This is a genomic window from Chromobacterium sp. CCUG 30098, assembly GCF_059916605.1.
Genome location: NZ_JAUCGS010000004.1, coordinates 147,508 through 172,787 on the forward strand (window position 1 = coordinate 147,508; position 25,280 = coordinate 172,787).

A 25,280-nucleotide genomic window follows, 5' to 3' on the forward strand; every position below is an offset into this window, starting at 1 on the left:
GGCCCGCGTACAGCGAAAGGATTCTAAATGGCTATCGATTTCAGCAAGACCCCGCCCTCGGCGCTGGCCCAGAACGCCGCCAGCCTGTATCTGCAAGACGCCCAGAACCAGCTGGACAATCAGAGCAAGGCGGCGCAGGCGCGCGGCGACGCGCTGAACAAGCTGCAAAAGGCCTTGCAAGACTATCGCAGCGCGCTGAGCGGCATCACCACCAAGAAGAGCCTGGTGGCGATGAGCGCCAGCATCAGCCAGGAAGGCTTCGGCAGCGTCAGCGCCAAGGGCAACGCCCAGCCGGGCAACTACTCGCTGTTCATCGAACAAGTGGCCACCGCCCATCAGCTGTCCTTCGGCAGCCTGTCCGGCGCCAAGGCCCAGGCCGGCGACAAGATCACCATCCGCCAGGGCGGCGACAGCTTTGAAGTGGACCTCAGCAGCGCGGACCGCGACGGCGACGGCAACCTGTCTCCGTCGGAGCTGGCTTTGGCCATCAACCGCGCCAGCGGCAACAGCGGCAAGGTCAACGCCATGGTGTTGAACAACGGCGGCGCCAGCCAGCTGGTGATGTCCTCCGGCAAGACCGGCGAGAGCGGCGTCGTCACGCTGGACCTGAGCCAGGTCAGCGACGCCGGCCTGAAGAGCGGACTCGCCAGCCCCAAGGAGCTGACCAAGGGGCAGGACGCCATCGTCTGGCTGGGCAATAAAGACACCGGCGTGCAGATGAAGCAGGCGTCCAACACCTTCGACAGCATCGACGGGGTCAACCTGACCATCAGCAAGGCGATGAAAACCGGCGACACCCCGCTGCAATTGTCGGTGTCGCGCAACGAGGCCGACACCGTCGGCAATGTGCAAGGCTTTGTCGACAGCTACAACAAGCTGGCCAGCGCCATCTCCGACCTGTCCGCTCCGGGCAAGGAAGGCAAGACCGGCGGCCCCTTCGCCAGCGACTCCGGCATCCGCAGCCTGAAAGACGGCATCAACGGCCTGCTGCGTCAGGAATACGACGGCATCACCTTGAACCAGCTGGGCATCAAGGCCAACCGCGACGGCACCCTGAGCCTGGACAGCAAGAAGCTGAACGACACCCTGAAGGACAAGCCGGACGCGCTGGACCGTTTCGTCAACGGCGACAACAAGAACGGCGTGGTCAAGCAAAGCAGCGACTACCTGGACAAATGGCTGAACGGCAGCAGCGGCCTGCTCAAGCTGCGCAAGGATTCCGAATCCCGCATCCAGAAAGATCTGGATAGCCGCCAGCTGCGGCTGAAGACCCAGTACGACCAGAGCTATAAGCGCTACCTGACGCAGTTCACCCAGCTGCAGAAGATGCAGGAAGACATGCAGAAGACTCTGGGCATGCTGTCCTTCTGAATCCAGCCCGGGTTTGCTTGGCCGCACAGAATTCGGCGGGAGGGACCCCCTCCCGCCTATTGAATTAGAACAGGAGCACGACAACGTGGAATACGACGCCTACCGCAGCTATCACGCGGTCAATCTGGAAGCGCAGACCCACGCCGCCTCGCCGGTGCAATTGGTGCTGGTGCTGTTCGACGGCCTGCTGGAAGAAATGGCGCGCGCGCGCGGCCATCTGGAAAACCAGCGCTACGAGCAAAAGGGCGAGAGCATCAGCAAGTGCATCAACATCCTCAACGGCCTGTCCAGCGCGCTGGACTTCGATTCCGGCGGCGAGGTGGTCACCAATCTGGCGCGGCTTTACGACTACTGCGCCTACCGGCTCTACCACGCCAGCGTCAATCTGGACGTGGCGGCGCTGGACGAGGCGGAACAGCTGCTGATCAAGCTCAAGGGCGGCTGGATAGGCGTGCGGGACCAGCATGAAGCCGCCTGATCCGGCCGCGCTGGAAGCCGCCATCCGCCGCGCCTGCGCCGAGCGCGACTGGGAGCGCCTGGCCGCGTTGGACCAACTCTTGGCCGAGCTGCTGCGCACCCAGCCTCAGGCGCTGGACGCCGCCGCGCGCGCCGCTCTGCGCGCCGCCTACCGCGACGCGCTGGAAGTCTGCCGCGCCGACTCCGCGGAACTACAAGACAAAATCGCCGCGCTGAGCCATCAGCGCGACGCGCAAATCGCCTACGCCGAAGTCAGCGACTGGAATCAAGCATGAACGTATCCTTGCCCCCCAATCTTCTCGCCGGCGGCGCGTCAACGCCCGCCGACGCCGCGCCGGCCGATCCCCTGCTGGACCCGAACGCGGCGGCGCCGGCGTCCGGCGGCGACTTCGCCAGCGCCTTGCTGGCCAGCCTGATGGACGGGCAGAACCCCGCGCCGGCGGCGGACGCAGACGCAGACGCCGAGGCCCCCGCGGGCGACGAGGCCAAGGCCGGGACGCCGGCGGCGCAGCCGCTCGCCCTGGCCGCGCCGCCGTTGCCGGCGACGCCGGCCATGCCGCAGCCGCTGGCTCCGACGCCGCAGGCCGGCGCGCCGGCGCAGCCCGGGATGGACGCGGCCGCGCTCGTCGCCAGCGCCGCGACGCCGCGCCGGAGCGCCGAGACGGCGCTGCCGGCGGACGCGCTGTCCGCCGCGCTCAACACCCTGGCGCCGTTGCCGGCCAAGCCGGCCGCGGCCGGCGAGGCTCAGGCCGGCCGCGAAACGCCGGCGCCGGCGCAAGCCGCCGCGCCCTTATTGGCCGCCATCGCGCCGCAGCCGCAGGACAAGGCCGGCGCGCCGCTGCCGGAATGGGCGCCGATCAAGCTGCCCGCGGAACAAGCGGCCAAATGGGGCGACAAGCTCAGCGCCGCGCTGGGCGAGCGCCTGCAAGTGCAAAGCAGCCACGGCATGGACCGCGCGCTGATCCGGCTGGACCCGCCCTCGCTGGGCTCGCTGGAAATCTCCATCCGCCACGAAGCCGGCGCGCTGCAAGTGCAGTTGACCGCCTCGCACGGCGAAGTGGTGCGCCAGTTGCAAGCCATCGGCGACGCGCTGCGCCAGGACCTGTCCAACCGCCAATACACCCAGGTGGCGGTGGAGGTGCGCGAAGGCGCGCCGGGGCAGGGCGGCCAGCAGCGTCAGGAACGCCAGGGGCAACAGCAGCCGCAACGCGCGCCGGGACGGGCGCTGGCGGAAGCGGGGCAGGGTGATGGACAAGGCTTCTGGCTGGGCCAGGGCTGAGCAGCGGAAGCACAAGAATGAATCGAAACATCGTAGTGATTTTGATCGTGGCCATCGTGACGGCGCTGGCCGCAGGCGGCGGCGCCTGGTGGTGGTTGAGTTCGCGCGCGCCGCAGGCCGCGGAAGCGCCCAAGCCGGCGGCGGCGCTGGACGCGCGCTTCGTCAGCATGGACAAGGTGATCGTGATGCTGCGCGGCGGGGAATCCGCCACCCGCTTCATGGCGGTGGACCTGGTGTTCCGCAGCAATGAAAAGCAGGAGGCCGAGGTCAAGTCCCAGCTGCCCTTCCTGAAGAGCATCGCCGTGCGCGCGCTGTCGGAGCTGCCGGCGGACAAGGCGCTGACGATGAGCATAGACGACTACCAGCGCTTGCTGGCCAAGGCCTATGCCGGCGGTTTTCTGCGCGAGCGACGCGACGCGCCGTTCAGCGAGGTGATGGTCAGCAAATTGATCATCGAGTAAGCCGCCATGTACGCCAGTTACGCCGAAGCCCCGGCCAGCGCCGGCGGCGAAGCCGAGGCGCTGCGTCAGTACGCCCATCTGGTCAAGCGGGTGGCGCGCCAGCTGTCGTCTCAGGCCGGCGGCGTGTTCGACCGCGAAGACATGGAGCAGGTGGGGCTGATGGCCTTGCTGGAAAGCCTGCGTCGCTACGGCGAGCCGGACGACAAGTTCGCCGGCTTCGCCATTTTGCGCATTCGCGGCGCCATCCTGGACGAATTGCGCCGGCTGGACTGGCGGCCGCGCTCGGTGCGCCAGGAAGCCCACCGCGTGCGCGACGGCCTGCGCCTGCTCAGCCGCAAGCTGGGGCGCGAACCCAGCGAAGCCGAGGCGATGCAGCTGCTGGGCCTCAGCGCCGAGGCCTATCAGGAGGCGCTGCTGGCCGACAACGCGGAAGCGCTGTCCAGCTTCGACGAACTGATGGCCCAGGGCCTGGAGCCGGCGGCGGAAGACAATCCGGAACAGCGGCTGGCGCTGAAAAGCGCCTTGACCGTGGCCTTGCAGGCGCTGAACCCGCGCGAACAGCAAGTGATCCAGCTGTATTACGAATTTGAACTGAGTCTCAAGGAGATCGCGGCGGTGCTGGCGCTGACCGAAGCGCGCGTCTGCCAGATCAACAAGAGCGCTCTCAAAAAAATGCAGGCCTGCCTACAAGCGGCCTGAGCCCGAGGAAAGAAAACATGCAGCAATTATTCGGCATTCTGATCGTGCTGGTTTGTGTCTTTGGCGGCTTCATGCTGCATGGCGGCATCCTGTCCGTGATCTGGCAGCCGGTGGAGCTGCTGATCATCTGCGGCGCCGCCGTCGGCGCCATCGTGCTGGGCAACCCGCAGCACGTGCTGACGGAAATGGGCGGCCAGATCAAGCGCGTCGGCATGCGCAAGAAGTACGACGCGGAATTTCAGCGCCAGTTGTTGCTGCTGATGTACGAACTGCTGATCACCGCCAGCCAGGGCCTGAAGGCGCTGGACGAACACGTGGAGGCCCCGCGTCAGAGCGCCTTGTTCAACCGCTACCCGCTGGTGCTGGAAGAACCCAAGCTGCTGGCCTTCATCGTCGACAACTTCCGTCTGATGGCCATGGGCAAGATCAGCGCCCATGAACTGGAGGGCGTGCTGGACCAGGAGTTGGACGCCATTCACGAAGAATTGAACCAGCCGTCCAAATCGCTGCACAAAATCGCCGAGGCGATGCCGGGCTTCGGCATCCTGGCCGCGGTGCTGGGCATCGTGATGGCGATGAACAGCGTCAGCCAGGGCGCCACCGCCGGCGAGATCAGCGAGAAAGTGGCCGCCGCCATGGTGGGCACCTTCATCGGCATCTTCTTCTGCTACGGCGTGCTGGACCCGCTGTCCAATATGATGCACCAGCTGGTCAAGCAGGAGCTGTCCAACTACGAATCGGTGAAAGTGGTGTTGACCACCCATGTGTCCGGCAAGCCGCCGCTGCTGGCCATCGACGCCGGCCGCCGCCTGGTGCAGCTGAACACCAAGCCCAGCTTCTCCCAGCTGGAAACCTGGATCAACGCGCTGGAAGGCGTGAACTGAGCGGATGGCCGGCATGGCGAATAAACCCAATCGCGAGCATGAAGCCGCGGTGATCAAGAAGGTGTCGCGCCGTCAGGATTCCGAAGGGCACGGCGGCGCGTGGAAAGTGGCGTTCGCCGACTTCGTGCTGGCGCTGATGTGCTTGTTCCTGGTGCTATGGGTGCTGGCCGCGCGCGACCAGGAAAACCTGCAGCAATTGCTGACCGCCGGCGGCGGCAGCCCGCTGAAGGCCGGCGGCTCGCGCAGCATCGAGCATACCGGCACGCCGCCGGGCAGCCTGATCCCGCGCGACCCGATTCCGGGCCAGCCCACCACCACCACCAAGGCCGACTCCCTGCTGCAGGAGAGCAACAAGGTGGCCAAGAAAACCTTCGACGGACAGGGCCAGCGCAGCCTGGACAGCGTGGCGGATCTGGAAAAGCTGGCCGGCCTGCTGGCCAAGATGAGCCGCGACGCCGGCCTGGCCAGCAATCTGCAGACCGTGGTCACGCCTTACGGCTTGCGGGTGATGCTGCACGACACCGACAACCAGGGCATGTTCGAGCGCGGCAGCGCCATCGTCGAGCCGCGCTTCAAGCGGCTGTTGCACGATATGGGCGAGATGTTCGGCCATATCGACAATCAATTGCTGATTGTCGGACACACGGACGCCGCGCAATACCGGACCGCCGGCTTCGGTTCGTTTTCGAACTGGGGTCTGTCCAGCAACCGCGCGATGGCGGCGCGGCTGCATCTGCTGGAAGGCGGCATGAACGCCGCCGGCATTTTGCAAGTGGTGGGCATGGCGGACCGGGCGCCGCTGGACGCCGAGCACCCGCTGGCCGCCTACAACCGCCGCATCGAGCTCTTGGTGATGACCAGCAAGCAGGCGCAGGCGGTGGTGGCCATGTTCGGACCGCCGGGACAGAGCGGCAATCGCGAGACCAGTGTTGTAAGTTCGCCACTACAGAAATCCGATCTGGATAGCGCGCTGCAAGATGGCCTAACTCCCCGCTGAACTTTTATTTTTTTGGGTTCAAAACAAAAGCCTGATTCGTTTCAGGCTTTTTTTATGTGTGTTTTTTCACACTTTTGTTAACCGCTAATATTATAATCCGCACCTGATTAATAAAAATCCGAGCGAAAGACTCGGATGATGTTGACAAAAAAAGACGCCAAAAGGCGGCAAACATCTGCGGGAAAGTCGATTCAATCGCAAGACTATCGGGGACGACGTGGTCATGAATGAAAACCACAATATCAAAGCCTTGTTAAGAGGCACACATCTGTTCGGACATCTGGACAACGACAAACTGGACAAAGCGCTGGAACTGGCCGAAAGCCGCCGCCTGAACAAGGGCGAGGTGCTGTACAACGAGGGCGATAGCGCCAACGAGGTCTATCTGCTGGCCAGCGGTTGCATGCAAGTCTTTGTTTCGGATGGACTCAGCAAGAAATACATTCTGCAAATCTGCGCTTCCGGGGAGCTGATCGGCATGGTCGGCTTCATCGACAGCGGCGAGCGCAGCTCCAATTGCGCGGCGGACGAGGACAGCCACCTGCTGGTGTTCAGCCGCGACAGCCTGATGCAGTTGTTCGATACCGAAGACGGCCTGCCGCACAGCCCGGAGGCCCGCACCCGCATCATGTGCCATCTGGTGCAAGTGGTGCGCCGCATGTCCACCAAGGCCAAGAACCTGGCGCTGATGGACGTGTACGGCCGCGTGCGCATCCTGATCAATCAAATGCTGGAAGAGCAGGACGGCGAGGAAATGGTGCTGAAAAAGCAACTGACCCAGCAGGAAATCGCCGACCAGATCGGCTCCTCCCGCGAGATGGTGGCGCGCATCCTGAAGGAACTGGTGTTCGGCCGCTATATCCGTCTGGAAAACCGGCGCATTGTCGTTCTGAAAATGTTACCGGTAAATTTTTAAGTTTTTTTTCAGACTGTCGCCTTGAAAGGGTAAGGGCGGGCCGCAGGGCCCGCTCCGAGCGGCCGCGCCGCTCGCACAGCCTAACCAGACGGATTCCAAACTATGCAAATCAATTCGACCTCGTCGCAACGCCGCGAACTGGCGGTCGGCGGCCAGAGCGCCGCCGCGGAAACGCCGGCCCGCGCGCCCGCCGCCGTCGCCGCGCCCGCCGCGAGCCAGGACATGGCGCCGGCGGTGGCGGAACTGCGCGCGCTGCCGGACATCGACATGAAGCGGGTGGAAGAAGTGCGCGCCGCCTTGGCGCGCGGCGAAGTGCGCTTCGACGCCGCCCGCCTGGCCGATCTGGTGGAGCAATACCACCGGAGCCGCTGAATGAATCGCGAGCAAGCCTTCAAACAACTGCTGGCCACCGTGCAGCAGGATCTGCAAGGCTACGGCCGCTTGGAGCAACTGCTGGAACAGCAGTTCGCCGCCGCGCTGGCGCATCAGGCCGACGAGCTGCGGCAGTTGGGGGCCGACATCGTCGCCCAATGCGACGCCTTGCAGGCCAGCCGCGACCAGCGCCTGCAACTGGCCGGCCAATTGCTGGGCCGCGGCCGCGCCGCCTCGATGGACGCGGTGCTCAAGCTTTTGCCCGCCGCCGCGGAACAAGCCTGCCGCCAGCGCTGGAACGCGCTGGTGGAGCAGATCCGTTTGTGCCAGACCCTGAACCTGCGCAACGGCCAGCTGCTGCAACAGCAGCAAGACCTGATGAACCGCGTGCTGAATGGAGACAGCGATGTTTACTGTGCGCAATGACATCGGCGCCGGGCCGGACTTCGGCGCCGACGCCATCGCCTTGCCGTTGATCGGCCAGGGCGGCGGGGACGGCGAGCGTTTCGCCGACCAATGGAGCGGTCAGCTGCGCAGCGAAGTGCGCGACTTCATCGAAAACGGTTCGGAGAGCTGGTCCAGCCTGTCGCCGGAAGGCGCTTGGGCGCGTCAGCGCGTCCAGGACGCCACCCTGGGCGGCAGCATGCCCTACGGCGCGGACCAGCAAGCCTTTCTCGACAGCATCGCGCCCTACGCGCAACAGGCCGCCGCCAAACTGGGCGTGGCGCCGGAACTGGTGGCCGCTCACGCGGCGCTGGAGTCCGGCTGGGGCCAGCGTCCGCTGACCCGCGCCGACGGCGGCAGCAACCACAATCTGTTCGGCATCAAGGCCGGCAAAGGCTGGCAGGGCGAAGTCAGCCGCGCCTTGACCACCGAGCATGTGGACGGCCGCGACGTGAAGCGGACGGAAAGCTTCCGAGCTTACTCCGGCCTGCAAGACGCCTTCGCCGATTACGCGCAGCTGCTGGCCGGCAATCCGCGTTATCGCGGCGCGCTGGGCGTGGGCGGCAACGCCCAGGCCTTCGCTCAGGCGCTGGCGCAGGGCGGCTACGCCACCGATCCGGGCTATGCGGACAAGCTGCAAAAGGTGGCGGCGGGCATTCAGGCTCGCAGACAGCCTTGAACGCGGACTCACGCGACACAAGCCCTGAAGGCGCAGTCCGCTTCAGGGGTTTTTTATATCCGCCGCGCGCGGCCGCCGGCGCGGCGAATAAGCGTCATTGACGATATTTAATACCAATTCAATGCCAGTTTGAATTTCGGCATTTACTCCAAACGGTTGTTTGAATTAACGCGATTAGGGCGGGCGGATTAAACCCCCTATTATCGAAGCGGTTTAGACTAGAGTATTTATGTCTAAATAAAAAAATCAAAACCAGTAATATTTAAAACCGCCAGACCCAGTTTGCCGGAGCGGCCTGTGAACCGGTGCTTAGCGCCGAAAGACGCCGCTCACGGGGGACGCGGCGACGCCGGATTCAACAGCGGTTTGGGGTCTTGGAGCCCAGGCCTTGCGGCCGCGGAGGCGGCTCAGAGGGCCGAAGCGGCGCTCGCCGCGCCGTCAGGAAGCGCGGCAGGCATTGAACAGGTTCTATGGTATCGCCGCAGCGCAGCAGATCGTAAACAGCTTCTAAGGGGAGGGCGGGCCTTTCAGCTCCACGACATTGCCCTCCGGGTCCTGCAAGTACAAGGAGGGGCCGTCGCCCTCGGCGCCGTAGCGCTGGGCGGTTTCCCCGGCGCTGAGGCCGTGGCTTGCGAGGTGGGCGCGTATCGCCTCCTCGTCGAAAGGCTCGACGCGGAAACAGAAGTGATCCAGATTGCGGCCTTCCGCGGCCGGCGCGCGGCCGCCGGCCCGGCCCAGCGGCCCGTCCACCGGCACCAGGTCCAGCAGCGAATGCCCGGCGCGCAACTGCAACAGCCCCAAGTCCTCGCGCCGGCGCTCCACCGTGCAGCCCAGCACCTCGCGGTAAAAGCGCTCCATCTTGGCCAGGTCGCTGACCCGCAGCACGATATGGTCGATCTCCCGAATGGCAATCATGACGTTTCCTTAGTTGCATGGCATTTTGTTTTGTATTTGTCATGATGCGTCCGGCGCGCGGATTTGCAAGCGGATGCCGGAATTGTATTTCTTAATGCCAACGATAGCCTTCGAACAGCTTCTTAGGCCTGTTTGGCGTCCGCCGGCCGCAAGCCCGGCCCGAAGGGCAGCAGCAAGAGCGCGCCGGCCAGGGTCAATAGCCCGGCCGCGGCGCAGAACCAGGCCACCGGTCTTGGCTCGCTGCTCAGGCCCAGCAACAGGGCGGCGGAAAAAATGCCCAGGTTCAGCAAGCTGGCGTGATAGGAATTGAGGGTGCCGCGATAGCGTTCGGACAGGGTGCTCAAGCGGGCGTGGTGCAAGGGCCCGGCGCAGCCGTAGCCGAAGGCCCACAGACAGCCGGCCAGCGCCAGTTGCCACAGCGCGCTCAGGGGCAGCAGGAAGGCCAGGATGCCCAGCGCCGCCGCCAGCGCCGCGGCCGGCAGGGCGGCCTCGCCCAGCCGCCTTTGCAACGGCGGACCGCAGAGATTGCCCGCGATGACCACCAGCCCCAAGCCGCCGGCCAGCAGGCCGCCGCCGGTGGAGCTGAGCGCCAGCTTGCGCGCGGCCACCTCGGCCACCACCGCGCCGAAGCCGGCCACCCAACCCAGCCACAGATAGCTGACGCATAGCCGGCGCCGCGCGCCGGGCGTGCGCCAGGCGCCGGCCAGGGTGGCCAGGAAGCCGCCGCCCGCCGTCAGGCGGCCGCCGTCGGCGCGGAACCAGCGCCGCACCGCGGCCCAGGCCAGCAGGCCGGCCGCCGCCAGCGCGTAATAACTGGCCTGCCAGCCGGCGGTGTCCGCCAGCCGTCCGGCCAGCGCCGGCGTCAGCACGAAGGCCAGCATCAGCCCGATGAAGACCTGGCCCAGCCTTTGGCCCAGCTGGGCGCGCGGGGCCAGGTCCGCCACCAGCGCCAGCGCATTGGGCTGGATCACCGCCGCGCACAGCCCGCTCAGCGCGGACAGCGCGACGGCCGCGTTCAGGCCGGGGGCGGAGGGCAGCAGCGCGCAGCACAGGGCGAAGCCGAGCAGGCCCAGCTGCAAGGGCGGCCTGCGGCCAAAGCGGTCGGACAGCGGGCCGGCCAGCAGCGCGAACACGCCGTAGCACAGGCCGTAAGCGGCGGGCAGATAGGCGATGGCGCTGGAGGGCACGCCGAAATGGCGGCCCATCATGGCCATCATCGGGCCGGCCGCCACTTCGGCCGATCCGATGATGAACATGCAGCAGAACAGGGCGGCCAGCTGGCGACGGCTTATGCCGCCCATGCGCGGCCGGAAGAATCAGAAGAAATGGATCTCAAGCCGGATATCCTCGATATGTTGCCAATCTATGCCGTCCCGGCGGTAGGCGTCCGGATCGTAGACGCCGTCATCGTAAGCGTCGTCGGGGTCTATGGACAAGCCGGCGCAGATGTAGCGGCGCAGATAGTCGTGGTCGCTGGGCACGATGGCGGCCTTGCCGCCGCGCGACACGTCGAGGATGTAGTTGATGTCGCCCACCTGATAGCGCTGAATCAGCGCCGCCGCCTGGCCAAAGCCGATGTCGGCCAGCAGATCGGCGGCAAAGCGGTTGGCGCCCACCTCGAAGGACACCCGGTCCTTGCGTTTCTGCTCCGTCATCGGCGGCGGCTGATCCAGGCCGCTGCCCTGGCCGGCGGTTTCGTAATAGTGCAGCGCCGTCTGCACCCCGCGCAGGTCGTAAATATAGTCATAACGCTCGATGTTCTTGCGCCTGGCCGCGCAGATGAAAAAATAATGCCCCAGGCTGTGCAGAATCATGAAGGCGCGGGAAGCCGGCGACACCCCGCGCGCAAAGCGGATGTCGCGTCCCTTGATGATGGTCTTGATATTGAAGGGATGCGCGTCGGTTTCGGAATACTCCAATTGATACAGCTGCCGCAGCTTGGCTTGCAGCTGCTGCAGGTCCCGGGCGGACATCATGGCCAGCACTTTTTCGATCTGAGCGTCGATGTCTTCGACAACGGGGCTGTCCAATACGGCTTGGTCTAGGCTCATGGCGAGACTCCTTCCAAGTTAGGGTCAATCAAAGAGCGAGCCGGACCGCCGCTCGGCCCGTGGGCGCGGCGGCTTGTTGATATGGAGCGGGCATGAAGGCGGATGGCCGCCGCGGCGGCCGTCTTGAAACAGGCGACGGAATGCTTCTGCGGCGGCGGAGCGCTTGTCCTTCCGTATTATGGCCAAGCCCGGCGGAGAAGGCGCCGGCCTAAAGACTAGCTTTCACGCCTGGAGAGCGAGGCAAGGCGAAGACAGCTGAGAGCGCGGAATGTGCAAGGGTATATGAGCGTTTCGAAGGGGTTTTCAACGCCGTATCGCTGACGCGCAGTAGGCTTTCGAACCGGTTCTAAGTGTTTTCCGGTTTTGCCGGCCCTTGGCCGCGGCGCTATATCGCTAAATAGCAGGCGGCCTGCCCGCCGGTTCAACGGGAAAGGATGGAAGATGAAGGTTTCTGAATTCTTGCAGGATGGTTTCGGCAGCTTTTCCGCCACGCGGCTGGCTTTCCTGCTGTGGGCGCTGGGCGTGCTGCTGGTCTGGGCCTACACCTCGATCCAGAAAGGCTCGCCGTCCTTGCCGATAGACAATTCGGTGATCGTGGTGCTGGGCATTCTGATGACCGGCAAAGTGACGCAAAGCTTCAGCCCCGGCGATAGCCCGCAAATCCAGGCCGCCAACGCGCAGGCCCAGGCCCCCCAGCCTGCGCCCGCCGCGCCGGCCGGCAGCCCGGCCTTGACCGCCTGATCCGCTTCTTCAGCCGTTTGCGCCTTGTCCCGCTCTTGTTCGCAAGACCTTGAGCGGGCCTAGATAGGCTTTCTATTGGCGAGCGATCTTCTAGAATGGAGTGCGGTCTCCCGCTGTACACAATAAAGCGCGGCCGGGTCCACTCGCTTGCAAGCGCGGGGGCCGGCCGCCTCATTCTGGTGCTCGTGATGAATGTGATAACCCCGCCGTCTATCGATCTGCAGGGTTTCAGCCTGCGTCCCATGGAAATGCTGGATATTCCGGACTGGTACGACTATCTGCGCCTGCCCGAGGTGGCGCAGCATCTGCGCTGGGAGCTGCAATCGGCGGCGGATCTGGCGCCGCTGGTGCAGGCCTATCGCTCCGACGAGCCGGGCGCGCCGTTGCGGCTGGCCATCGTGGACGACGAATCGGGGAATCTGGCCGGTTCGGTTGGTTTCGACGCCGTCTGGCCGGAGGATCGCAAGGCGGAGATCGATTTCGACCTGGCGCCGGCCTATTGGGGGCGCGGTCTGGGGCAGGCCGCCTGCAAGGCGGTCACGGTCTGGGCCTTTGTCGGTTGCGGCTTGTACCGGGTACAGGCGGTGGCGCGCGACGGCAACCGGCGCGCCGAGCAATTGCTGCGCGGCAGCGGTTTTCAATACGAGGGTTTGCTGCGCGGCTATCGCCAGGTGCGCGGCGAGCCGGGCAATTTCAAGATGTTCTCGCGGCTGGTCACCGATCCGGACGCTGAAGCTTGAGCGGCGCGCGAGCGCCCTGGTCACGCCGCCGCAAGGCGGCTTGTTTTTTTGCGCGCCCCGGCATTTTGGCCACCGGGGGGCGGTAGGTGTTTTTACGGTTTGACATTGGCATGGCCGGCTTTGTAAATAAAGAGTGGAAGAGGAGCGCTGACGGCAAGGACGATGACTCGAGCGGAAAGGTTGCTGCATGTTCAATATGGCGTTGAAACGCAAATTGCGGGATACGGTGGCGGAGCTGCATAAACAGCAGGGCGTGTTGCAGGCGATAGACCGCTCGATGGCGGTGATCGAGTTTTCGCCGGACGGCGTGGTGCGTTCCGCCAACGCCAATTTCGAAGAAGTGATGGGCTACCGCGCCAGCGAGGTGATAGGCCAGCATCACCGGCTGTTTTGTCCGGCCGACTACGTGAGCAGCGCCGAGTACGCCACCTTCTGGAGCCGGCTGAAGCAGGGGCATTTCGTCAGCGACCGCTTCAAGCGAGTGACCAAGGACGGCGAGATCGTGTGGCTGGAGGCCAGTTACAATCCGGTGCGCGACGAAGCCGGCCAGGTGACGGCGGTGGTCAAGTTCGCGCTGGACGTGACCAAGTCGGTGCAAGCCGAGCTGGAGGCCCGCAACACCATGAAGGCGGTCAGCCGCTCCATGGCGGTGATCGAATTCTCCATCGACGGCATTGTGCTGCGCGCCAACGGCAACTTCCTGAGCACGGTGGGCTACACCGAGCAGGAAATCATCGGCCAGCATCACCGGATCTTCTGTTCTCCCGATTATGTGCACAGCCCGGCCTACGCCGAGCTGTGGCAGCGGCTGAACCAGGGCACCTTCATCGCCGGCAAGTTCGAGCGCCGCGACAAGCAGGGCCGGCCCATCTGGCTGGAGGCCAGCTACAACCCCATCGTCAACGACGAGGGGGAAGTCTACAAAGTGATCAAGTTCGCGCTGGACATCACCGAGGAAGAAGAAGCGGCGCAGCACGACCTGCACCTGGTGAAGGAGGCGCACCGCTTGTCCGCCGCGTCCGACGCGGCCTCGTCCGACGGCCTGGCGGTGATCAAGGACACCATAGGCGAGATGAGCCTGATCGCGGACAGCGCCGAGCGCTCGGTCAAGATCATCGAGGATCTGGACTCCAAAACCATGCGCATCACCTCCATCGTCAACACCATCCACGAGATCGCCGATCAGACCAATCTCTTGGCGCTGAACGCGGCGATCGAGGCGGCGCGGGCCGGCGAACAGGGCCGCGGCTTCGCGGTGGTGGCGGACGAGGTGCGCAAGCTGGCCGAGCGCACCAACGCCTCCACCAAGGAAGTGGCCGGCATGATAGACGACATCCGCAACGGCACCTCGTCCGCCAGCGAGAGCATCCATGAGATGCAGGTCAAGGCGCGGATGGGCGAGGAGCACGCCGGCGTGGCCAGCACCTCCATCGACCAGATCCGCAGCAGCACCGCCCAGCTGAGCGAGGTGGTCAGCCATTTTTCGGCGGTGCAGGCGCAGAAAACGCCTTAAGAACCTATTCAATGTCTGCTGCGCGTCGTCGATGCGGCGTTGAAAACGGCTTCGAAGCGCTCATGTACTACGTGTACATTCCGCTTTCTCAGCTGTTTTCGCCTTGCCTCGTCTTAGCTCGCGAGACTTTGAACAGCTTCTAAAAACCTGCTCGAAACCGCGTGCCGTATCCTGCGCCCATCCCCCGTCCGGAGGATGGGCGTTCGTCTTCAGGCCATGCCGCTTATTCCGCGCCGTCCGCGATGGACCACAGGAAGTCGGTTTGCAGATTGCCCTTGAACATGGGCGCATTGCGCGGGATGTAGAAATTGGTGGCGTAGCCTATCGGCTTGACCGTGCTGTCCATCTTCACCGAGGCGCCGGAGTGGCAGGTCATGCAATTGCTCTGTATGCCCAGGGTGCCCCGGAAGGTGGTCTTGGTCTTGGGGTTGTAAATGCCCACGTTCACCGGCGGCGGGGGCTGGAAGACGCTGCTGCCGAAGCTGGCCTCCAAGTAGGGGTTGTACACCGTGACCGGCGAGCCGACGCTCTTGCCGCCGTTCACCGGCTGGTTGGGCGCCACCATCTGGTAGCCGATGGACATCGCGTAATGCGCCGCCGGCCAGGGCAGTTGCGCGGGACGCGCCTGGGCCACGGCGACGGAGCTGGGCAGCGGCGGCTTGGCCGGGGCTGGCGTCCAGAAGAAGGTTTGCCAGGTCCATTCCGTCATCTCGCGCGAAGTGACGTGCATCGCCATCAGGATCAGGGTGTCGCCGGGCTCCACCGGCTGTTTCAACTGGTTTTGCGCCAGGCTGGAAAACAGGGCGGCGTTGGCGGCGGTGATCGGGATGCGGATGAAGTCGCCCAGGCCGAAGGTATTGGCGGCGCTGGGGCTGCTACAGGAAGCATCCACGCTCTGAGCCGCGGAGCGGCCCGGGTTCTTGGCGTCGATGTAGACGCAGCCGGGCCAGGCCTCCTCCGGAAAGCCGCCGCTTTGCATCGCCGGCGTCGGCTTGGGCGTGCCGGGCCAGGCCGGCATCACATACAAGGAGGTGCCCGGAATCATATTGGCCTTGTTGACCAGCTTGTATACCGGCTTGATGGTGACGGCGGTGCTTGGGAAGGCCGGAATCGACGCGTTGCCGGCCTGGTAGAGCTTGTTCAGCGCCGCCTTGGAAAACAGCTGGTTCTTGCTGGCGAAGGCGGCGGCGCTCGGATCGTAGCCCACCATTTCAAACGAGGAGGTGTCGCGCACGCCGCGGGCGGATTGGTCCTGGCTTTGGCTCAGCGCCGCCAGCCGCGCCTGCAGCTTTTCCATGAAGCCGGGAATGCGCATGAACTGGCGCGGCACGCGCAGCCGCATCTGGCGCGGAGCCGCCGCCAAGGCCGACGTCGCGTTGGCGGCCGCGTCCGCGGGCAGGGCGGCCACCTCGTTCGGCGTCAGCCAGGTCAGATAGACCGGCGCGTTGGCGAGCCCGTATTCGGTCTGGCCGCTGGGCATGGTCAGCGCGGCCCACATGCCCCAGCCGTGGCGGTGGATATTGCGGGCATGGGCGGCGCTGGGCTGATTGATCCACTGCATCAGCGTGGATTCCGGTTCCGGGAACTGGTAGCCGGGGATGCCGGGATTGGGCAGCGGCACCGGCTGCGCGGCGGCGTAGCCTGTCAGCAGCAGGCCGGCGAGCAGGGACAATTCATGGCGTTTCATCACGAGATCTCCAAACGGGGTCTTCAACTGGGCGGGAAGGCCGCGGGCCTCTGCCCTGGTGTTGGCGTCAATTGGGCATGCGCAAGCCGCATGCTGCCCAGTTATAGCCATACGGAATATCATGGTTAGCCGTTATTAAGGTCAGTGGAGCAGGCTGGAGGGCTTGAAAACAGCCGGTTTTCAATGCCAATGGTCTGTTTTGAAATCGTTGTGATCCGGACTTGATCAAGGTCTATTAGCCGATGCTGTTAATCCCCTATAACAGCGAAAAACAATGGCTAATAGGGACAAGATCATGTGGGTTTTCTGGATACAATTCGCGCTGCTGCTGACGGCGATACTGATGGGCATACGCCGCGGCGGCGTGGCCCTGGGCATGATAGGCGGGCTGGGCGTGGCGGTGCTGTGCTTCGTGTTCCGCGTGGCGCCGGCGGAGCCGCCCATCACCGTGATGCTGATCATTCTGGCGGTGGTCACCGCCTCGGCCACGCTGCAAGTGGCCGGCGGCCTGGACTTCCTGGTGCAGCAGGCGGAACGGCTGATGCGCCGCCATCCGCAGCAAATCACCTTCCTGGCGCCGCTGTCCACCTTCCTGCTCACCATGTGCGTGGGTACTGGTCACGCGGTGTATTCGCTGCTGCCGGTGATCGCCGACGTCTCGCTGAAAACCCGCATCCGCCCGGAACGGCCGATGGCCATGGCCAGCGTGGCCTCGCAAATGGGCATCACCGCCAGCCCGGCGGCGGCGGCGGTGACCTCGCTGCTGGCGATGACCGCCCACAGCGGCCAGCCGCTGACCCTGTGGCAAATCCTGATGGTGACCGCGCCGTCCGGCCTGCTGGGCGTGCTGGCCGCCGCCTGCTGGAGCCTGCGCCGCGGCGTGGAACTGGACCGCGATCCGGAATTCCTGGCCCGGATGCAAGACCCGGACTTCCGCGCCTCGGTGGAAAAATCCGTCACCACCCTGGACAAGACCCTGCCGGCGGCGGCGCGGCAATCGGTGGCGCTGTTCTTCTCCGGCATCCTCGTCATCGTGCTGCTGGCCTTGTTTCCGCAATGGCTGCCGGTCAGCCAGGGCAAGCCGGTGCCGATGACCACGGTGGTGCAGTTCGTGATGCTGGCCTTCGGCGCCTTCATCCTGTTCCGTTCCAACGCCAAGGCCGCGGTGATCGCCCGTTCCGAGGTGTTCACCGCCGGCATGATCGCCGTGGTGTCCATCTTCGGCATCGCCTGGATGAGCGACACCTTCGTCAAGGCCAACGAGCCGCTGCTGGTGGCCAATATCAAGGCCATGGTGGCCTACGCGCCGTGGACCTTCGCGCTGGCGATGTTCGCCGTGTCCGCCTTCGTCAAGAGCCAGGCCGCCACGCTCACCATCATGGTGCCCTTCGGTCTGGCGCTGGGCCTGAGCCCGCATCAGCTGCTGGCCATCATGCCCTCCTGCTACGCCTATTTCTTCTTCGCCTTTTATCCCAGCGACCTGGCGGCCATCAATATGGACCGCAGCGGCACCACCCGCATCGGCAAATACCTGCTCAACCACAGCTTCATGATGCCGGGGCTGATAGGGGTGGGGGTGTCCACGCTGGCGGCGTACGGATTGACGCATTTGTACTTCTAAGTGAGGAAAGCTTGTGGAAACTTACCAAGCAGACATTGTGATCGTGGGAGCGGGGGGCGCGGGCTTGCGCGCCGCCATCGCCGCCGCCCAGGCGGACCCGGCCTTGCGCATCGCGCTGGTGTCCAAGGTCTACCCGATGCGCAGCCACACCGTGGCGGCCGAGGGCGGCTCCGCCGGGGTCAAGCAGGCGCACGACAGCTTCGACGCCCATTTCAACGACACCGTGTCCGGCGGCGACTGGCTGTGCGAGCAGGACGTGGTGGAGTACTTCGTCGCCCAATGCCCGGAGGAAATGGTGCAACTGGAACGCTGGGGCTGCCCGTGGAGCCGCAAGGAGGACGGCAGCGTCAATGTGCGCGCCTTTGGCGGCATGAAGATAGAACGCACCTGGTTCGCCGCCGACAAGACCGGCTTCCACATGCTGCACACTCTGTTCCAGACCTCGATCCGCTTCCCGTCCATCCGCCGTTTCGACGAATACTTCTGCGCGGACCTGATCGTGGAAGACGGCGAGGCGCGCGGGGTGCTGGCCATCGACATCGCCAGCGGCGACAGCCTGCTGATCGAGGCCGGCGCGGTGGTGATGGCCACCGGCGGCGCCGGCCGGGTGTTCCGCGAGAACACCAACGGCGGCATCGTCACCGGCGACGGCATGGCCCTGGCTTACCGGCACGGCGTGCCGCTGCGCGATATGGAGTTCGTCCAATATCACCCCACCTGCATGCCCGGCACCGGGCTGTTGTTCACCGAGGCCTGCCGCGGCGAAGGCGGCCTGCTGGTCAACAAGGACGGCTACCGCTATCTGCAGGACTACGGCCTGGGGCCGGCCGAGGACCAGCCGCGCAATAAATTCATGGAACTGGGCCCGCGCGACCGCCTGAGCCAGGCCTTCTGGTACGAGCAGCAGCAGGGCCGCACCGTGGAAGGCCCGTGGGGCTCCGCGGTGTACCTGGACCTGCGCCACCTGGGCCACGCCAAGCTGCGCGAACGGCTGCCGCAAATCTGCGAGCTGGCCGAGGAATTCCTGGGCATAGACCCGGCCAAGGCGCCGATTCCGGTGCGGCCGGCGGTGCACTACACCATGGGCGGCATCCTGGTGGACGGCCGCTGCGCCGCGCCCATGCCCGGCCTGTTCGCCGCCGGCGAATGCTCCAGCGTCGGCATCCACGGCGCCAACCGCCTGGGCTCCAACTCGTTGGCGGAGCTGTCGGTGTTCGGCAAGGTGGCCGGCGAAGAAGCCGCCCGCTGCGCGCGATCGCGCCGTCCGGCGCGGCGCGAGGCGCTGCAACGGCAGGCCGAGGCCGCCGAGGCGCGCCTGCACGCGCTGCGCGCGCGCGAAGGCGGCGAACGCATCGCAGAACTGCGCCGCGAAATGGCGGAAACCATGGAGGCCGGCTGCGGCATTTATCGGCTGGAAGCGTCGATGCAGGCCACCTGCGACAAGCTGGCGGAACTGAAACAGCGCTTCCGCAATGTGCACGTGGAAGACAAATCCAGCGTCTGGAACAGCGACTGGCTGCTGGCCATCGAGCTGGGCTACCAGCTGGACGTGGCCGAGGCGATGGCGCATTCCGCGCTGCAACGCCGCGAATCGCGCGGCGCCCACCAACGGCTGGACGGCTGCGAGCAGCGCGACGACGCCAACTTCCTCAAGCACAGTCTCGCCGTCTACCAGGGCGCGGACGCGCCGCGCATAGACTACGGCGCGGTGAAGATCACCAAATCGCAGCCGGCGGTGCGCGCCTACGGCGCCGCCGGCCTGGCGGCGGAAGCCGCGGCCAAGGAGGGCAAGGCATGAGCGAACAGACCAAGACCATAGCCGTGATGCGCTACCGTCCGGAGCAGGACAGCGAGCCGTGGCTGCAAAGCTTTGAAGTGCCGTACCGCGACGACATGTCGGTGCTGCAGGCGCTGCAATACATCCGCGATTATCTGGACGGCGGCCTGGCTTTCCGCTGGTCCTGTCGCCAGGCGATTTGCGGCAGCTGCGGCATGATGGTGGACGGGGTGCCCAAGCTGGCCTGCAAGACCTTCCTGCGCGATTACCCCGGCGTGGTGCGCATCGAGGCGCTGAATCACTTCCCGATAGAACGCGATCTGGTGGTGGTGCTGGACGACTTCATCGCCAAGCTGGAAAGCATCCAGCCCTATATCGTGCCCAAGGAAGACAAGCCCTTGTCCGAGGGCGAAACCCTGCAAACCCCGGCGCAGATGGACTGGTACGCCCAGTTCAGCAGCTGCATCAACTGCCTGCTGTGCTACGCCGCCTGCCCGCAGTACGGCCTGGACGACACGTTCCTGGGGCCCGGCGCCATCGCGCTGCTGCACCGCTACAATATGGACACGCGCGACGGCGCGGCCGAAGAGCGGATGGAACTGCTGGCCGCGCAGGAGGGCGTGTTCAACTGCACCGCGGTCGGTTATTGCTCCGAGGTCTGCCCCAAAATGGTGGACCCGGCCAATGCGGTCAACCTCAACAAGACGGCGGTGGCCAGGGATTACTTCCTGCGCTTCGCCCGGCCCAAAGGGGGTTGCAAATGAGCAAGCGCAAACCGTATGTCCGGCCAATGGACGGCTGGTGGCGCAAGAACCCTTACTTCATCGAGTACATGGTGCACGAAGGCACGGCGCTGTTCGTCGCCGGCTACGCGCTGACCCTGCTGTGCGGGCTGTGGCGGCTGAGCCAGGGCGAGGCGGCCTGGAACGGCTTCATCGCCGCCTTGCAAAGCGCGCCGGCCTTGCTGCTGCACGCGGCGGCGCTGGTCATGATCGTCTACCACAGCTACACCTGGTTCAAGATCATGCCGCGAACGCTGCCGCCGCTGACGCTGGCCGGGCGGCGGGTGTCCGCGCTGGCCGTCACCGCCGGCGGCTTGGCCGCCGCCGTGGTGTGCAGCGCCGCCTTATTGATGCTGGTATGGGGGATGACGGCATGAAACCAGGACTGAAACGCTCTCACGCGCCCATCTTCTGGGGCTTGTTCGGCGCAGGCGGCATGCTGGCCGCCTTGTTCGGCCCGATGCTGGTGTTCATCACCGGCATCGCCGCGCCGCTGGGCTGGCTGCCGGACGGCGCCGCCGATTACGCCACGCTGCAGGCGCTGGCGCAAAGCCTGATCGGCAAGGCGCTGCTGTTCGGCCTGATCGCCCTGCTGCTGTGGCACGCGGCGCACCGCATCTACCACAGCCTGCACGATGTCGGCGTCCGCGGCGGGCCGCTGGCCAAGGCCTGCACCTATGGGGCGGCGGCGCTGGGCACGCTGGCGGCGGGGCTGTTGTTGGCGGTGGGCTTCTGAACGGCTTGTGGTCGGGAGCGAAACGATAGGGTTGGACGGCGCTTTGCGGCTCCGTCCTTTCTTTGCCCGTAGCAGACGGATCAGCGCCCCATGCTCACCACCCACAAAAGGGGAAGCAGCAGAAACAATAGGGTGAAGCCGAACTGGGCTCCGGCCGTGTGCCGGCGCAGCTTCCAGAACACCAAGCAAGTCAGCGCCAGCCAGAATGCGATGGCGAACAGCGCCATATTGAGCATGTTTTCGCCCATGCTGCCCACGTCGGCCAGACAACATTCGGACAAGAGCAAGAGGACGGGGAGGAGCGAGGCGGCGCGGAGGTAGGACGTTCGAGTGGCTTCTTGGGGGCGAAGCGCACATTTTGCATCAAGGCCGCGGCTTTGCCCACCGTTCAGCGCAGGCCTGCATGGACGCGGCGCCCGCGCCGGTGGCAATGACCGGGACAATCGCGGGCGGCCCGCTAGTCCGTCGTCTCGCGCTCGCGCAAAAAATCGATGAAGGCCCGCACCTTGGCCGGCACATGGCGGGTGCGCGGGTAGAGCGCGTGGATGCCTTGCTGCGGGAAGCCGTGATCGGGCAGCAGCCGGCAAAGCCGGCCGGCTTGCAGATCGGCCTTGGCCAGCCAGTCCGGCAGCAGGGCCACGCCTAGGCCGGCCAGCGCGTAGGCGCGCAGAATGGACGCGCTGTCCGAACTCAGCCGCGGCTGGCCATGCTGGCGCCAGGCTTCTTGGCCGCCGTCCGGCGTGTCCACCAGCCAGGGCTGGGCGTGCTTGAGCCGGCTGTGTCCCAGCCAGGGCAGCCGGCTCAGCGCGGCCAGGTCGCGGACGTCTCCGTCCGGCCGCTGCGCCAGCAGGGCCGGCGCCGCCACCGGGAAAATATCGAACTGAGCCAGCGGCACCGCGTGCAGATCGGTTTCCGGCAGGCGGCCCAGGCGAATGGCGACGTCGAAGCGTTCGGCGATCAGGTCGGCGTGCAGCGAGGAGGTGGACAACTGCAGTTGCAGCGCCGGGTGGCGCAGGGCGAAGCGCTCGATCGCCGGGGCTATCCTGGCCAGGCCGTATTCCAGCGTGGCGGTGACGCGCAGCGCGCCGCTGAGCTCGCCGTGTTCGGCGCGGGCGTCGTCTATCGCCAGCCGCGCCTGCTCCAGCATGTCGGCGCAGCGCTGGTAAAAACGCGCGCCGGCGTCCGTCAGCGCCAGGCTGCGGGTATTGCGGATCAAGAGCGCGACGCCGATTTCCTGCTCCAGGCGCTTGATGTTGAAGCTGACCACCGCGCGGGTCTGCCCCAGAGCGGCGGCGGCGGCGGTGAAGGAGCCGGCGTCCGCCACGGCCTTGAAGGTTTCAAAACGATCCAGACTGACCACGGCACCGCCTGTTATTGTCAAAAATATTTTGACAGTTTAGCCGGCGGCGGCCGCTATTTCCAGCGCCGCCCCCTGTCTATACTCGGCCGCTTTACCGTGGAGAGCGCCGATGTCGCTTCGTTCGAAACTGACCCTGGTGTACCTGCTCGGCTTTGCGCTGGACCTGATCAATATGTTCATCGCCAGCGTCGCCTATCCGGACATCGGCCGCGGCCTGGGCGCGTCGCTGGCGCAGCTGGCCTGGGTGGGCAACGCCTATATGCTGGGCCTGACTCTGGTGATCCCGCTCAGCGCGTGGCTGGCCGGCGCTTACGGCGAGCGGCGGGTGCTGCTGGGATCGCTGGCGCTGTTTCTCGCCGGGGCCGCGCTGGCGGGCGCGGCCCCGTCCATCGAAGCCCTGATAGGCTGGCGCGCGCTGCAGGGCCTGGGCGGCGGCCTGCTGATCCCGGTGGGCCAGGCCATGGTTTACCGGCATTATCCGCCGGCGCTCCGCGCCCGGCTCACCGCCCTGATCATGGGCGTGGCGCTGATCGTGCCGGCGTTGTCGCCGGCGCTGGGCGGGCTGATCGTGGACGTCTTGTCCTGGCGTTGGGTCTTGCTGGCCAGCGTGCCGCTGGCCCTGCTGACGTTGTGGCTGGCGGCGCGCTGGCTGCCGGAAGACCGGACCCCGGCGCGGCGCGGCGCGCTGGACCTGTCCGGCCTGGCTTTGCTGGCCGTCGGCATGGCTTCGCTGCTGCTGGGCTTGACCTGGCTGGGCGAAAGCGGCCATCTGGCGTGGGGACTCGCCGCGCTGTTATTGGCCGCCGCCGCGCTGGCCGGCTACGCGCGGGCGGCCGCCGGCAAGGCCGAGCCGGCGCTGAAGCTGACGCTGTTGCGCGGGCGCCTGCTGCGTACCGCCATGTTGGTGTATCTGTTCGTCCCCGGCGTGTTCATGGGTGTCAGCCTGGCGGCCATGCTCTATCTGCAAGAGGTGCTCAAGCTGAGCGCCGCCGCCGCCGGCGGCCTGATGCTGCCCTGGGCGCTGGCCTCCGCGCTGGCGATCAGCCTGACCCGCGGCCGCTTCAACCATGGCGGCCCCAAGCCCCTGCTGCTGCTGGGCATGCTGTTCCAGAGCGCCGGCATCGTTGCGCTGGCCCTGGGCGCCAGCGCGCCGGGGCCGCTGATCGCCGCTTACGCCCTGATGGGCTTCGGCGGCAGCCTGTGCAGCAGCGCGGCGCAGAGCGCGGCCTTTCTGGATGTCGCGGAACCGGAACTGCGGCAGGCCAGCGCGCTGTGGAACATCAACCGCCAGTTCAGTTTCGGCCTGGGCGTGGCCGTGATCAGCCTGTTGCTGAACGCGCTGACTCATTACAGCGGCGCGCCGGCGGCCGGCGCCCAGGTCTACCAAGCCTGTTTCTTCATCGCCGCCGGCCTGACCCTGGCGCCGGCGGTTTTCGTGCTGCGCATCCACACCCCGACGGTGCTGGCCCTGCTGCGGCCCAGCCACTAACAGAGAGAAAGTCCGATGACCAAGCCCAATCCCTATTTCGACGAAGTGATCTCCGCGCATATCGCCATCCGGCAATGGTTCGCCGGCCCGGCGGACGCCGCCGCGCTGGAGGCCCTGATGGCGCGCTTCTCGCCGCGCTTCACCATGGTGGCGCCCAGCGGCGCGCAGCTGGATCTGGACGGGCTGCGGCAGCTGTTCGCCCGGACCGGCGGCGGCAAGCCGGGTTTGGAGATCGCCGTGGATCAACTGGCCTTGCTGGATGAACACGCCGGCGGCGCGACGGTGGCTTATCGCGAAGCGCAATACCTGGGCGGCCGGCCGAGCAGCCTGCGGCTGGCCACCGTGGTGTTTGAGCGCGACGCGGCCGGCGCGCCGCGCTGGCGGCATTTGCAGGAAACCTTCTGCCTTGAGTGAGCTCGCGCTGCGCGGCGCCGGCCTTCAGTCCGCGGCGACGGACTGGACGAAACCGTCAACCAATGCGGAGTCCTGCTGCTTGCGCCAGATGAAGTGGATGTCGCTGATCGCCAAATCCGGCAGCGCGAAGCCGCGGTAGCCGTCTTGCGGCCGGCACAGGCTTTCCGGCACGCAGGAAAAGCCCGCGCCGGCGGCGACGCAGGCGAAGATGGCCGGATAGGATTCGATCTCCAGCACCGCGCGCGGCCGCACGCCGGAGGCTTGCAGCCATTGATCCACCAGCCGGCGGTAATGGCAGGCCGCGCCGAAGGTGTACAGCTCCAGCCCGGCCAAGGCCTCCGCCGTCGCCGCGGCGGTGTCCGGCGGCGCGATCAGCGTCAGCTTCTCCCGGAAAGCCAGCCGGCTGGTCAGCAGCGGATGCTCCACCGGTCCGTCGCTGAGAATCAGATCCAGCTCACCATCCTGCAGCTGGCGCTCCAGTTCCAGCGAATGGCCGGCGCGCAGATGCAGCTCCACCTCGGCGTGCTGGCGGCGGTAGCGGGCGATGCGGGCGGGCAGATGGGTGGCCAGAGCGCCGTCCAGCGCGCCCACTCTCAGCAGGCCGCGCGCGGGCGCGCCGTCGAACAGGCCGCGCACCTCATCGGCCTGTTGCAGCAGGCCGCGGGCGTGGCGGTAGAGCAGATGGCCTTCCGGCGTGGTCAGCAGGCGACGGTTTTCGCGGCTGAACAGCTTGACGCCCAGTTCCGCCTCCAATTCCTGCAAGCGGGCGGTGAGATTGGACGGCACCCGGTGCAATTGCTCGGCGGCGGCGGCGATGCTGCCTTGCTCCACCACCGCGCAGAAGAAATTCAGTTGCGAGAGTTTCATGTTTCGCT

General features: G+C 65.9%; 29 protein-coding genes. 22 read left to right on the forward strand and 7 right to left on the reverse strand.

What is annotated here, in order from left to right:
• The first annotated feature begins 27 nt into the window (after positions 1–27).
• The 12 genes from fliD (at position 28) to QUG03_RS11080 (ending at position 8,579) form a co-directional block, all read left to right on the forward strand.
• Complete coding sequence (fliD, locus tag QUG03_RS11025; protein WP_500819995.1) at positions 28–1,371, forward strand: flagellar filament capping protein FliD; 1,344 nt, start codon at positions 28–30, stop codon at positions 1,369–1,371.
• An 85-nt stretch (positions 1,372–1,456) separates the two neighbouring features.
• On the forward strand, positions 1,457–1,849 hold the full coding sequence (gene fliS, locus QUG03_RS11030) for a flagellar export chaperone FliS (protein WP_048407819.1): 393 nt from the start codon (positions 1,457–1,459) through the stop codon (positions 1,847–1,849).
• Complete coding sequence (locus tag QUG03_RS11035; protein WP_235087531.1) at positions 1,836–2,123, forward strand: ABC transporter substrate-binding protein; 288 nt, start codon at positions 1,836–1,838, stop codon at positions 2,121–2,123. Before fliS ends, QUG03_RS11035 begins: the two co-directional genes overlap by 14 nt.
• Complete coding sequence (locus QUG03_RS11040) at positions 2,120–3,127, forward strand: flagellar hook-length control protein FliK (protein ID WP_500819996.1); 1,008 nt, start codon at positions 2,120–2,122, stop codon at positions 3,125–3,127. The genes QUG03_RS11035 and QUG03_RS11040 overlap by 4 nt, the downstream gene beginning before the upstream one ends.
• 17 nt (positions 3,128–3,144) lie before the next feature.
• Complete coding sequence (locus QUG03_RS11045; RefSeq protein WP_107799889.1) at positions 3,145–3,588, forward strand: flagellar basal body-associated FliL family protein; 444 nt, start codon at positions 3,145–3,147, stop codon at positions 3,586–3,588.
• A gap of 6 nt (positions 3,589–3,594) precedes the next feature.
• Complete coding sequence (locus QUG03_RS11050; RefSeq protein WP_107799888.1) at positions 3,595–4,287, forward strand: RNA polymerase sigma factor FliA; 693 nt, start codon at positions 3,595–3,597, stop codon at positions 4,285–4,287.
• Positions 4,288–4,304: 17 nt separating this feature from the next.
• On the forward strand, positions 4,305–5,171 hold the full coding sequence (motA, locus tag QUG03_RS11055) for a flagellar motor stator protein MotA (protein ID WP_107799887.1): 867 nt from the start codon (positions 4,305–4,307) through the stop codon (positions 5,169–5,171).
• A 13-nt stretch (positions 5,172–5,184) separates the two neighbouring features.
• On the forward strand, positions 5,185–6,168 hold the full coding sequence (locus QUG03_RS11060) for a flagellar motor protein MotB (protein ID WP_227104202.1): 984 nt from the start codon (positions 5,185–5,187) through the stop codon (positions 6,166–6,168).
• Positions 6,169–6,391: 223 nt separating this feature from the next.
• Positions 6,392–7,084, forward strand: coding sequence for a Crp/Fnr family transcriptional regulator (locus QUG03_RS11065; protein WP_107799885.1), 693 nt, complete (start codon positions 6,392–6,394; stop codon positions 7,082–7,084).
• A gap of 102 nt (positions 7,085–7,186) precedes the next feature.
• Entirely contained in the window at positions 7,187–7,456 is a 270-nt protein-coding gene (gene flgM, locus QUG03_RS11070) for a flagellar biosynthesis anti-sigma factor FlgM (RefSeq protein ID WP_048415766.1), read from the forward strand.
• On the forward strand, positions 7,457–7,882 hold the full coding sequence (flgN, locus tag QUG03_RS11075; RefSeq protein WP_107799884.1) for a flagellar export chaperone FlgN: 426 nt from the start codon (positions 7,457–7,459) through the stop codon (positions 7,880–7,882).
• Complete coding sequence (locus QUG03_RS11080) at positions 7,863–8,579, forward strand: glucosaminidase domain-containing protein (RefSeq protein ID WP_227104199.1); 717 nt, start codon at positions 7,863–7,865, stop codon at positions 8,577–8,579. The genes flgN and QUG03_RS11080 overlap by 20 nt, the downstream gene beginning before the upstream one ends.
• 507 nt (positions 8,580–9,086) lie before the next feature.
• Here the strand turns inward: QUG03_RS11080 and QUG03_RS11085 are convergent.
• The 3 genes from QUG03_RS11085 to QUG03_RS11095 all read right to left on the reverse strand — a co-directional run bounded on the left by QUG03_RS11085 (position 9,087) and on the right by QUG03_RS11095 (position 11,545).
• Positions 9,087–9,494, reverse strand: coding sequence for a VOC family protein (locus QUG03_RS11085; protein ID WP_107799882.1), 408 nt, complete (start codon positions 9,492–9,494; stop codon positions 9,087–9,089).
• Between the two features lie 122 nt (positions 9,495–9,616).
• The gene (locus QUG03_RS11090) at positions 9,617–10,795 is read right to left on the reverse strand and encodes an MFS transporter (RefSeq protein WP_227104198.1); all 1,179 of its coding nucleotides are present in this window, start codon (positions 10,793–10,795) and stop codon (positions 9,617–9,619) included.
• Between the two features lie 15 nt (positions 10,796–10,810).
• Positions 10,811–11,545 (reverse strand): hypothetical protein, encoded by a 735-nt coding sequence (locus QUG03_RS11095; protein ID WP_107799881.1) that lies wholly within the window; start codon positions 11,543–11,545, stop codon positions 10,811–10,813.
• Positions 11,546–11,986: 441 nt separating this feature from the next.
• Between QUG03_RS11095 and QUG03_RS11100 the strand changes: the two genes are divergently transcribed.
• The 3 genes from QUG03_RS11100 (at position 11,987) to QUG03_RS11110 (ending at position 14,539) form a co-directional block, all read left to right on the forward strand.
• Positions 11,987–12,286, forward strand: a complete 300-nt coding sequence (locus tag QUG03_RS11100; protein ID WP_107799880.1) for a hypothetical protein — start codon at positions 11,987–11,989, stop codon at positions 12,284–12,286.
• A gap of 188 nt (positions 12,287–12,474) precedes the next feature.
• Positions 12,475–13,026, forward strand: coding sequence for a GNAT family N-acetyltransferase (locus tag QUG03_RS11105; protein WP_107799879.1), 552 nt, complete (start codon positions 12,475–12,477; stop codon positions 13,024–13,026).
• 187 nt (positions 13,027–13,213) lie between these two features.
• Positions 13,214–14,539, forward strand: a complete 1,326-nt coding sequence (locus tag QUG03_RS11110) for a methyl-accepting chemotaxis protein (protein ID WP_474454088.1) — start codon at positions 13,214–13,216, stop codon at positions 14,537–14,539.
• Between the two features lie 223 nt (positions 14,540–14,762).
• Here the strand turns inward: QUG03_RS11110 and QUG03_RS11115 are convergent, their stop codons facing one another.
• Positions 14,763–16,226 (reverse strand): hypothetical protein, encoded by a 1,464-nt coding sequence (locus QUG03_RS11115; protein ID WP_500819997.1) that lies wholly within the window; start codon positions 16,224–16,226, stop codon positions 14,763–14,765.
• 295 nt (positions 16,227–16,521) lie between these two features.
• Between QUG03_RS11115 and QUG03_RS11120 the strand changes: the two genes are divergently transcribed.
• The 5 genes from QUG03_RS11120 to frdD are packed head-to-tail and all read left to right on the forward strand — an operon-like array spanning position 16,522 to position 21,142.
• Complete coding sequence (locus QUG03_RS11120) at positions 16,522–17,847, forward strand: anaerobic C4-dicarboxylate transporter (protein ID WP_107799876.1); 1,326 nt, start codon at positions 16,522–16,524, stop codon at positions 17,845–17,847.
• A 13-nt stretch (positions 17,848–17,860) separates the two neighbouring features.
• Positions 17,861–19,645 (forward strand): fumarate reductase (quinol) flavoprotein subunit, encoded by a 1,785-nt coding sequence (gene frdA, locus QUG03_RS11125; protein WP_500819998.1) that lies wholly within the window; start codon positions 17,861–17,863, stop codon positions 19,643–19,645.
• Positions 19,642–20,388, forward strand: coding sequence for a succinate dehydrogenase/fumarate reductase iron-sulfur subunit (locus tag QUG03_RS11130; RefSeq protein ID WP_500819999.1), 747 nt, complete (start codon positions 19,642–19,644; stop codon positions 20,386–20,388). The genes frdA and QUG03_RS11130 overlap by 4 nt, the downstream gene beginning before the upstream one ends.
• Positions 20,385–20,783 carry a fumarate reductase subunit C gene (locus QUG03_RS11135; protein ID WP_500820000.1) on the forward strand — a complete coding sequence of 133 codons (399 nt, stop codon included), beginning with the start codon at positions 20,385–20,387 and terminating at the stop codon, positions 20,781–20,783. Before QUG03_RS11130 ends, QUG03_RS11135 begins: the two co-directional genes overlap by 4 nt.
• Positions 20,780–21,142, forward strand: a complete 363-nt coding sequence (frdD, locus tag QUG03_RS11140; RefSeq protein ID WP_500820001.1) for a fumarate reductase subunit FrdD — start codon at positions 20,780–20,782, stop codon at positions 21,140–21,142. Before QUG03_RS11135 ends, frdD begins: the two co-directional genes overlap by 4 nt.
• A gap of 80 nt (positions 21,143–21,222) precedes the next feature.
• Here the strand turns inward: frdD and QUG03_RS11145 are convergent, their stop codons facing one another.
• Together QUG03_RS11145 and QUG03_RS11150 are read right to left on the reverse strand one after the other, a co-directional pair.
• A complete protein-coding gene (locus QUG03_RS11145; protein ID WP_500820002.1) occupies positions 21,223–21,390 on the reverse strand; it encodes a hypothetical protein in 168 nt (55 codons plus the stop codon).
• Between the two features lie 209 nt (positions 21,391–21,599).
• Complete coding sequence (locus QUG03_RS11150) at positions 21,600–22,502, reverse strand: LysR family transcriptional regulator (RefSeq protein WP_500820003.1); 903 nt, start codon at positions 22,500–22,502, stop codon at positions 21,600–21,602.
• A gap of 109 nt (positions 22,503–22,611) precedes the next feature.
• Between QUG03_RS11150 and QUG03_RS11155 the strand changes: the two genes are divergently transcribed.
• Entirely contained in the window at positions 22,612–23,991 is a 1,380-nt protein-coding gene (locus QUG03_RS11155) for an MFS transporter (RefSeq protein ID WP_500820004.1), read from the forward strand.
• Positions 23,992–24,006: 15 nt separating this feature from the next.
• Positions 24,007–24,405 (forward strand): hypothetical protein, encoded by a 399-nt coding sequence (locus QUG03_RS11160; protein ID WP_235087558.1) that lies wholly within the window; start codon positions 24,007–24,009, stop codon positions 24,403–24,405.
• A 24-nt stretch (positions 24,406–24,429) separates the two neighbouring features.
• Here QUG03_RS11160 and QUG03_RS11165 read toward each other — a convergent pair whose 3' ends face one another.
• Entirely contained in the window at positions 24,430–25,272 is an 843-nt protein-coding gene (locus tag QUG03_RS11165; RefSeq protein WP_500820006.1) for a LysR family transcriptional regulator, read from the reverse strand.
• Positions 25,273–25,280: the final 8 nt, after the last annotated feature.

Coding starts and splice junctions, on each gene's coding strand:
- fliD (WP_500819995.1), top strand. CDS start 28: ATGGCTATCGATTTCAGCAAGACCCCGCCCTCGGCGCTGGCCCAGAAC.
- QUG03_RS11035 (WP_235087531.1), top strand. CDS start 1,836: ATGAAGCCGCCTGATCCGGCCGCGCTGGAAGCCGCCATCCGCCGCGCC.
- QUG03_RS11040 (WP_500819996.1), top strand. CDS start 2,120: ATGAACGTATCCTTGCCCCCCAATCTTCTCGCCGGCGGCGCGTCAACG.
- QUG03_RS11045 (WP_107799889.1), top strand. CDS start 3,145: ATGAATCGAAACATCGTAGTGATTTTGATCGTGGCCATCGTGACGGCG.
- QUG03_RS11050 (WP_107799888.1), top strand. CDS start 3,595: ATGTACGCCAGTTACGCCGAAGCCCCGGCCAGCGCCGGCGGCGAAGCC.
- motA (WP_107799887.1), top strand. CDS start 4,305: ATGCAGCAATTATTCGGCATTCTGATCGTGCTGGTTTGTGTCTTTGGC.
- QUG03_RS11060 (WP_227104202.1), top strand. CDS start 5,185: ATGGCGAATAAACCCAATCGCGAGCATGAAGCCGCGGTGATCAAGAAG.
- QUG03_RS11065 (WP_107799885.1), top strand. CDS start 6,392: ATGAATGAAAACCACAATATCAAAGCCTTGTTAAGAGGCACACATCTG.
- flgM (WP_048415766.1), top strand. CDS start 7,187: ATGCAAATCAATTCGACCTCGTCGCAACGCCGCGAACTGGCGGTCGGC.
- flgN (WP_107799884.1), top strand. CDS start 7,457: ATGAATCGCGAGCAAGCCTTCAAACAACTGCTGGCCACCGTGCAGCAG.
- QUG03_RS11080 (WP_227104199.1), top strand. CDS start 7,863: ATGTTTACTGTGCGCAATGACATCGGCGCCGGGCCGGACTTCGGCGCC.
- QUG03_RS11085 (WP_107799882.1), bottom strand. CDS start 9,494: ATGATTGCCATTCGGGAGATCGACCATATCGTGCTGCGGGTCAGCGAC.
- QUG03_RS11090 (WP_227104198.1), bottom strand. CDS start 10,795: ATGGGCGGCATAAGCCGTCGCCAGCTGGCCGCCCTGTTCTGCTGCATG.
- QUG03_RS11095 (WP_107799881.1), bottom strand. CDS start 11,545: ATGAGCCTAGACCAAGCCGTATTGGACAGCCCCGTTGTCGAAGACATC.
- QUG03_RS11100 (WP_107799880.1), top strand. CDS start 11,987: ATGAAGGTTTCTGAATTCTTGCAGGATGGTTTCGGCAGCTTTTCCGCC.
- QUG03_RS11105 (WP_107799879.1), top strand. CDS start 12,475: ATGAATGTGATAACCCCGCCGTCTATCGATCTGCAGGGTTTCAGCCTG.
- QUG03_RS11110 (WP_474454088.1), top strand. CDS start 13,214: ATGTTCAATATGGCGTTGAAACGCAAATTGCGGGATACGGTGGCGGAG.
- QUG03_RS11115 (WP_500819997.1), bottom strand. CDS start 16,226: ATGAAACGCCATGAATTGTCCCTGCTCGCCGGCCTGCTGCTGACAGGC.
- QUG03_RS11120 (WP_107799876.1), top strand. CDS start 16,522: ATGTGGGTTTTCTGGATACAATTCGCGCTGCTGCTGACGGCGATACTG.
- QUG03_RS11130 (WP_500819999.1), top strand. CDS start 19,642: ATGAGCGAACAGACCAAGACCATAGCCGTGATGCGCTACCGTCCGGAG.
- QUG03_RS11135 (WP_500820000.1), top strand. CDS start 20,385: ATGAGCAAGCGCAAACCGTATGTCCGGCCAATGGACGGCTGGTGGCGC.
- frdD (WP_500820001.1), top strand. CDS start 20,780: ATGAAACCAGGACTGAAACGCTCTCACGCGCCCATCTTCTGGGGCTTG.
- QUG03_RS11145 (WP_500820002.1), bottom strand. CDS start 21,390: ATGGGCGAAAACATGCTCAATATGGCGCTGTTCGCCATCGCATTCTGG.
- QUG03_RS11155 (WP_500820004.1), top strand. CDS start 22,612: ATGTCGCTTCGTTCGAAACTGACCCTGGTGTACCTGCTCGGCTTTGCG.
- QUG03_RS11160 (WP_235087558.1), top strand. CDS start 24,007: ATGACCAAGCCCAATCCCTATTTCGACGAAGTGATCTCCGCGCATATC.
- QUG03_RS11165 (WP_500820006.1), bottom strand. CDS start 25,272: ATGAAACTCTCGCAACTGAATTTCTTCTGCGCGGTGGTGGAGCAAGGC.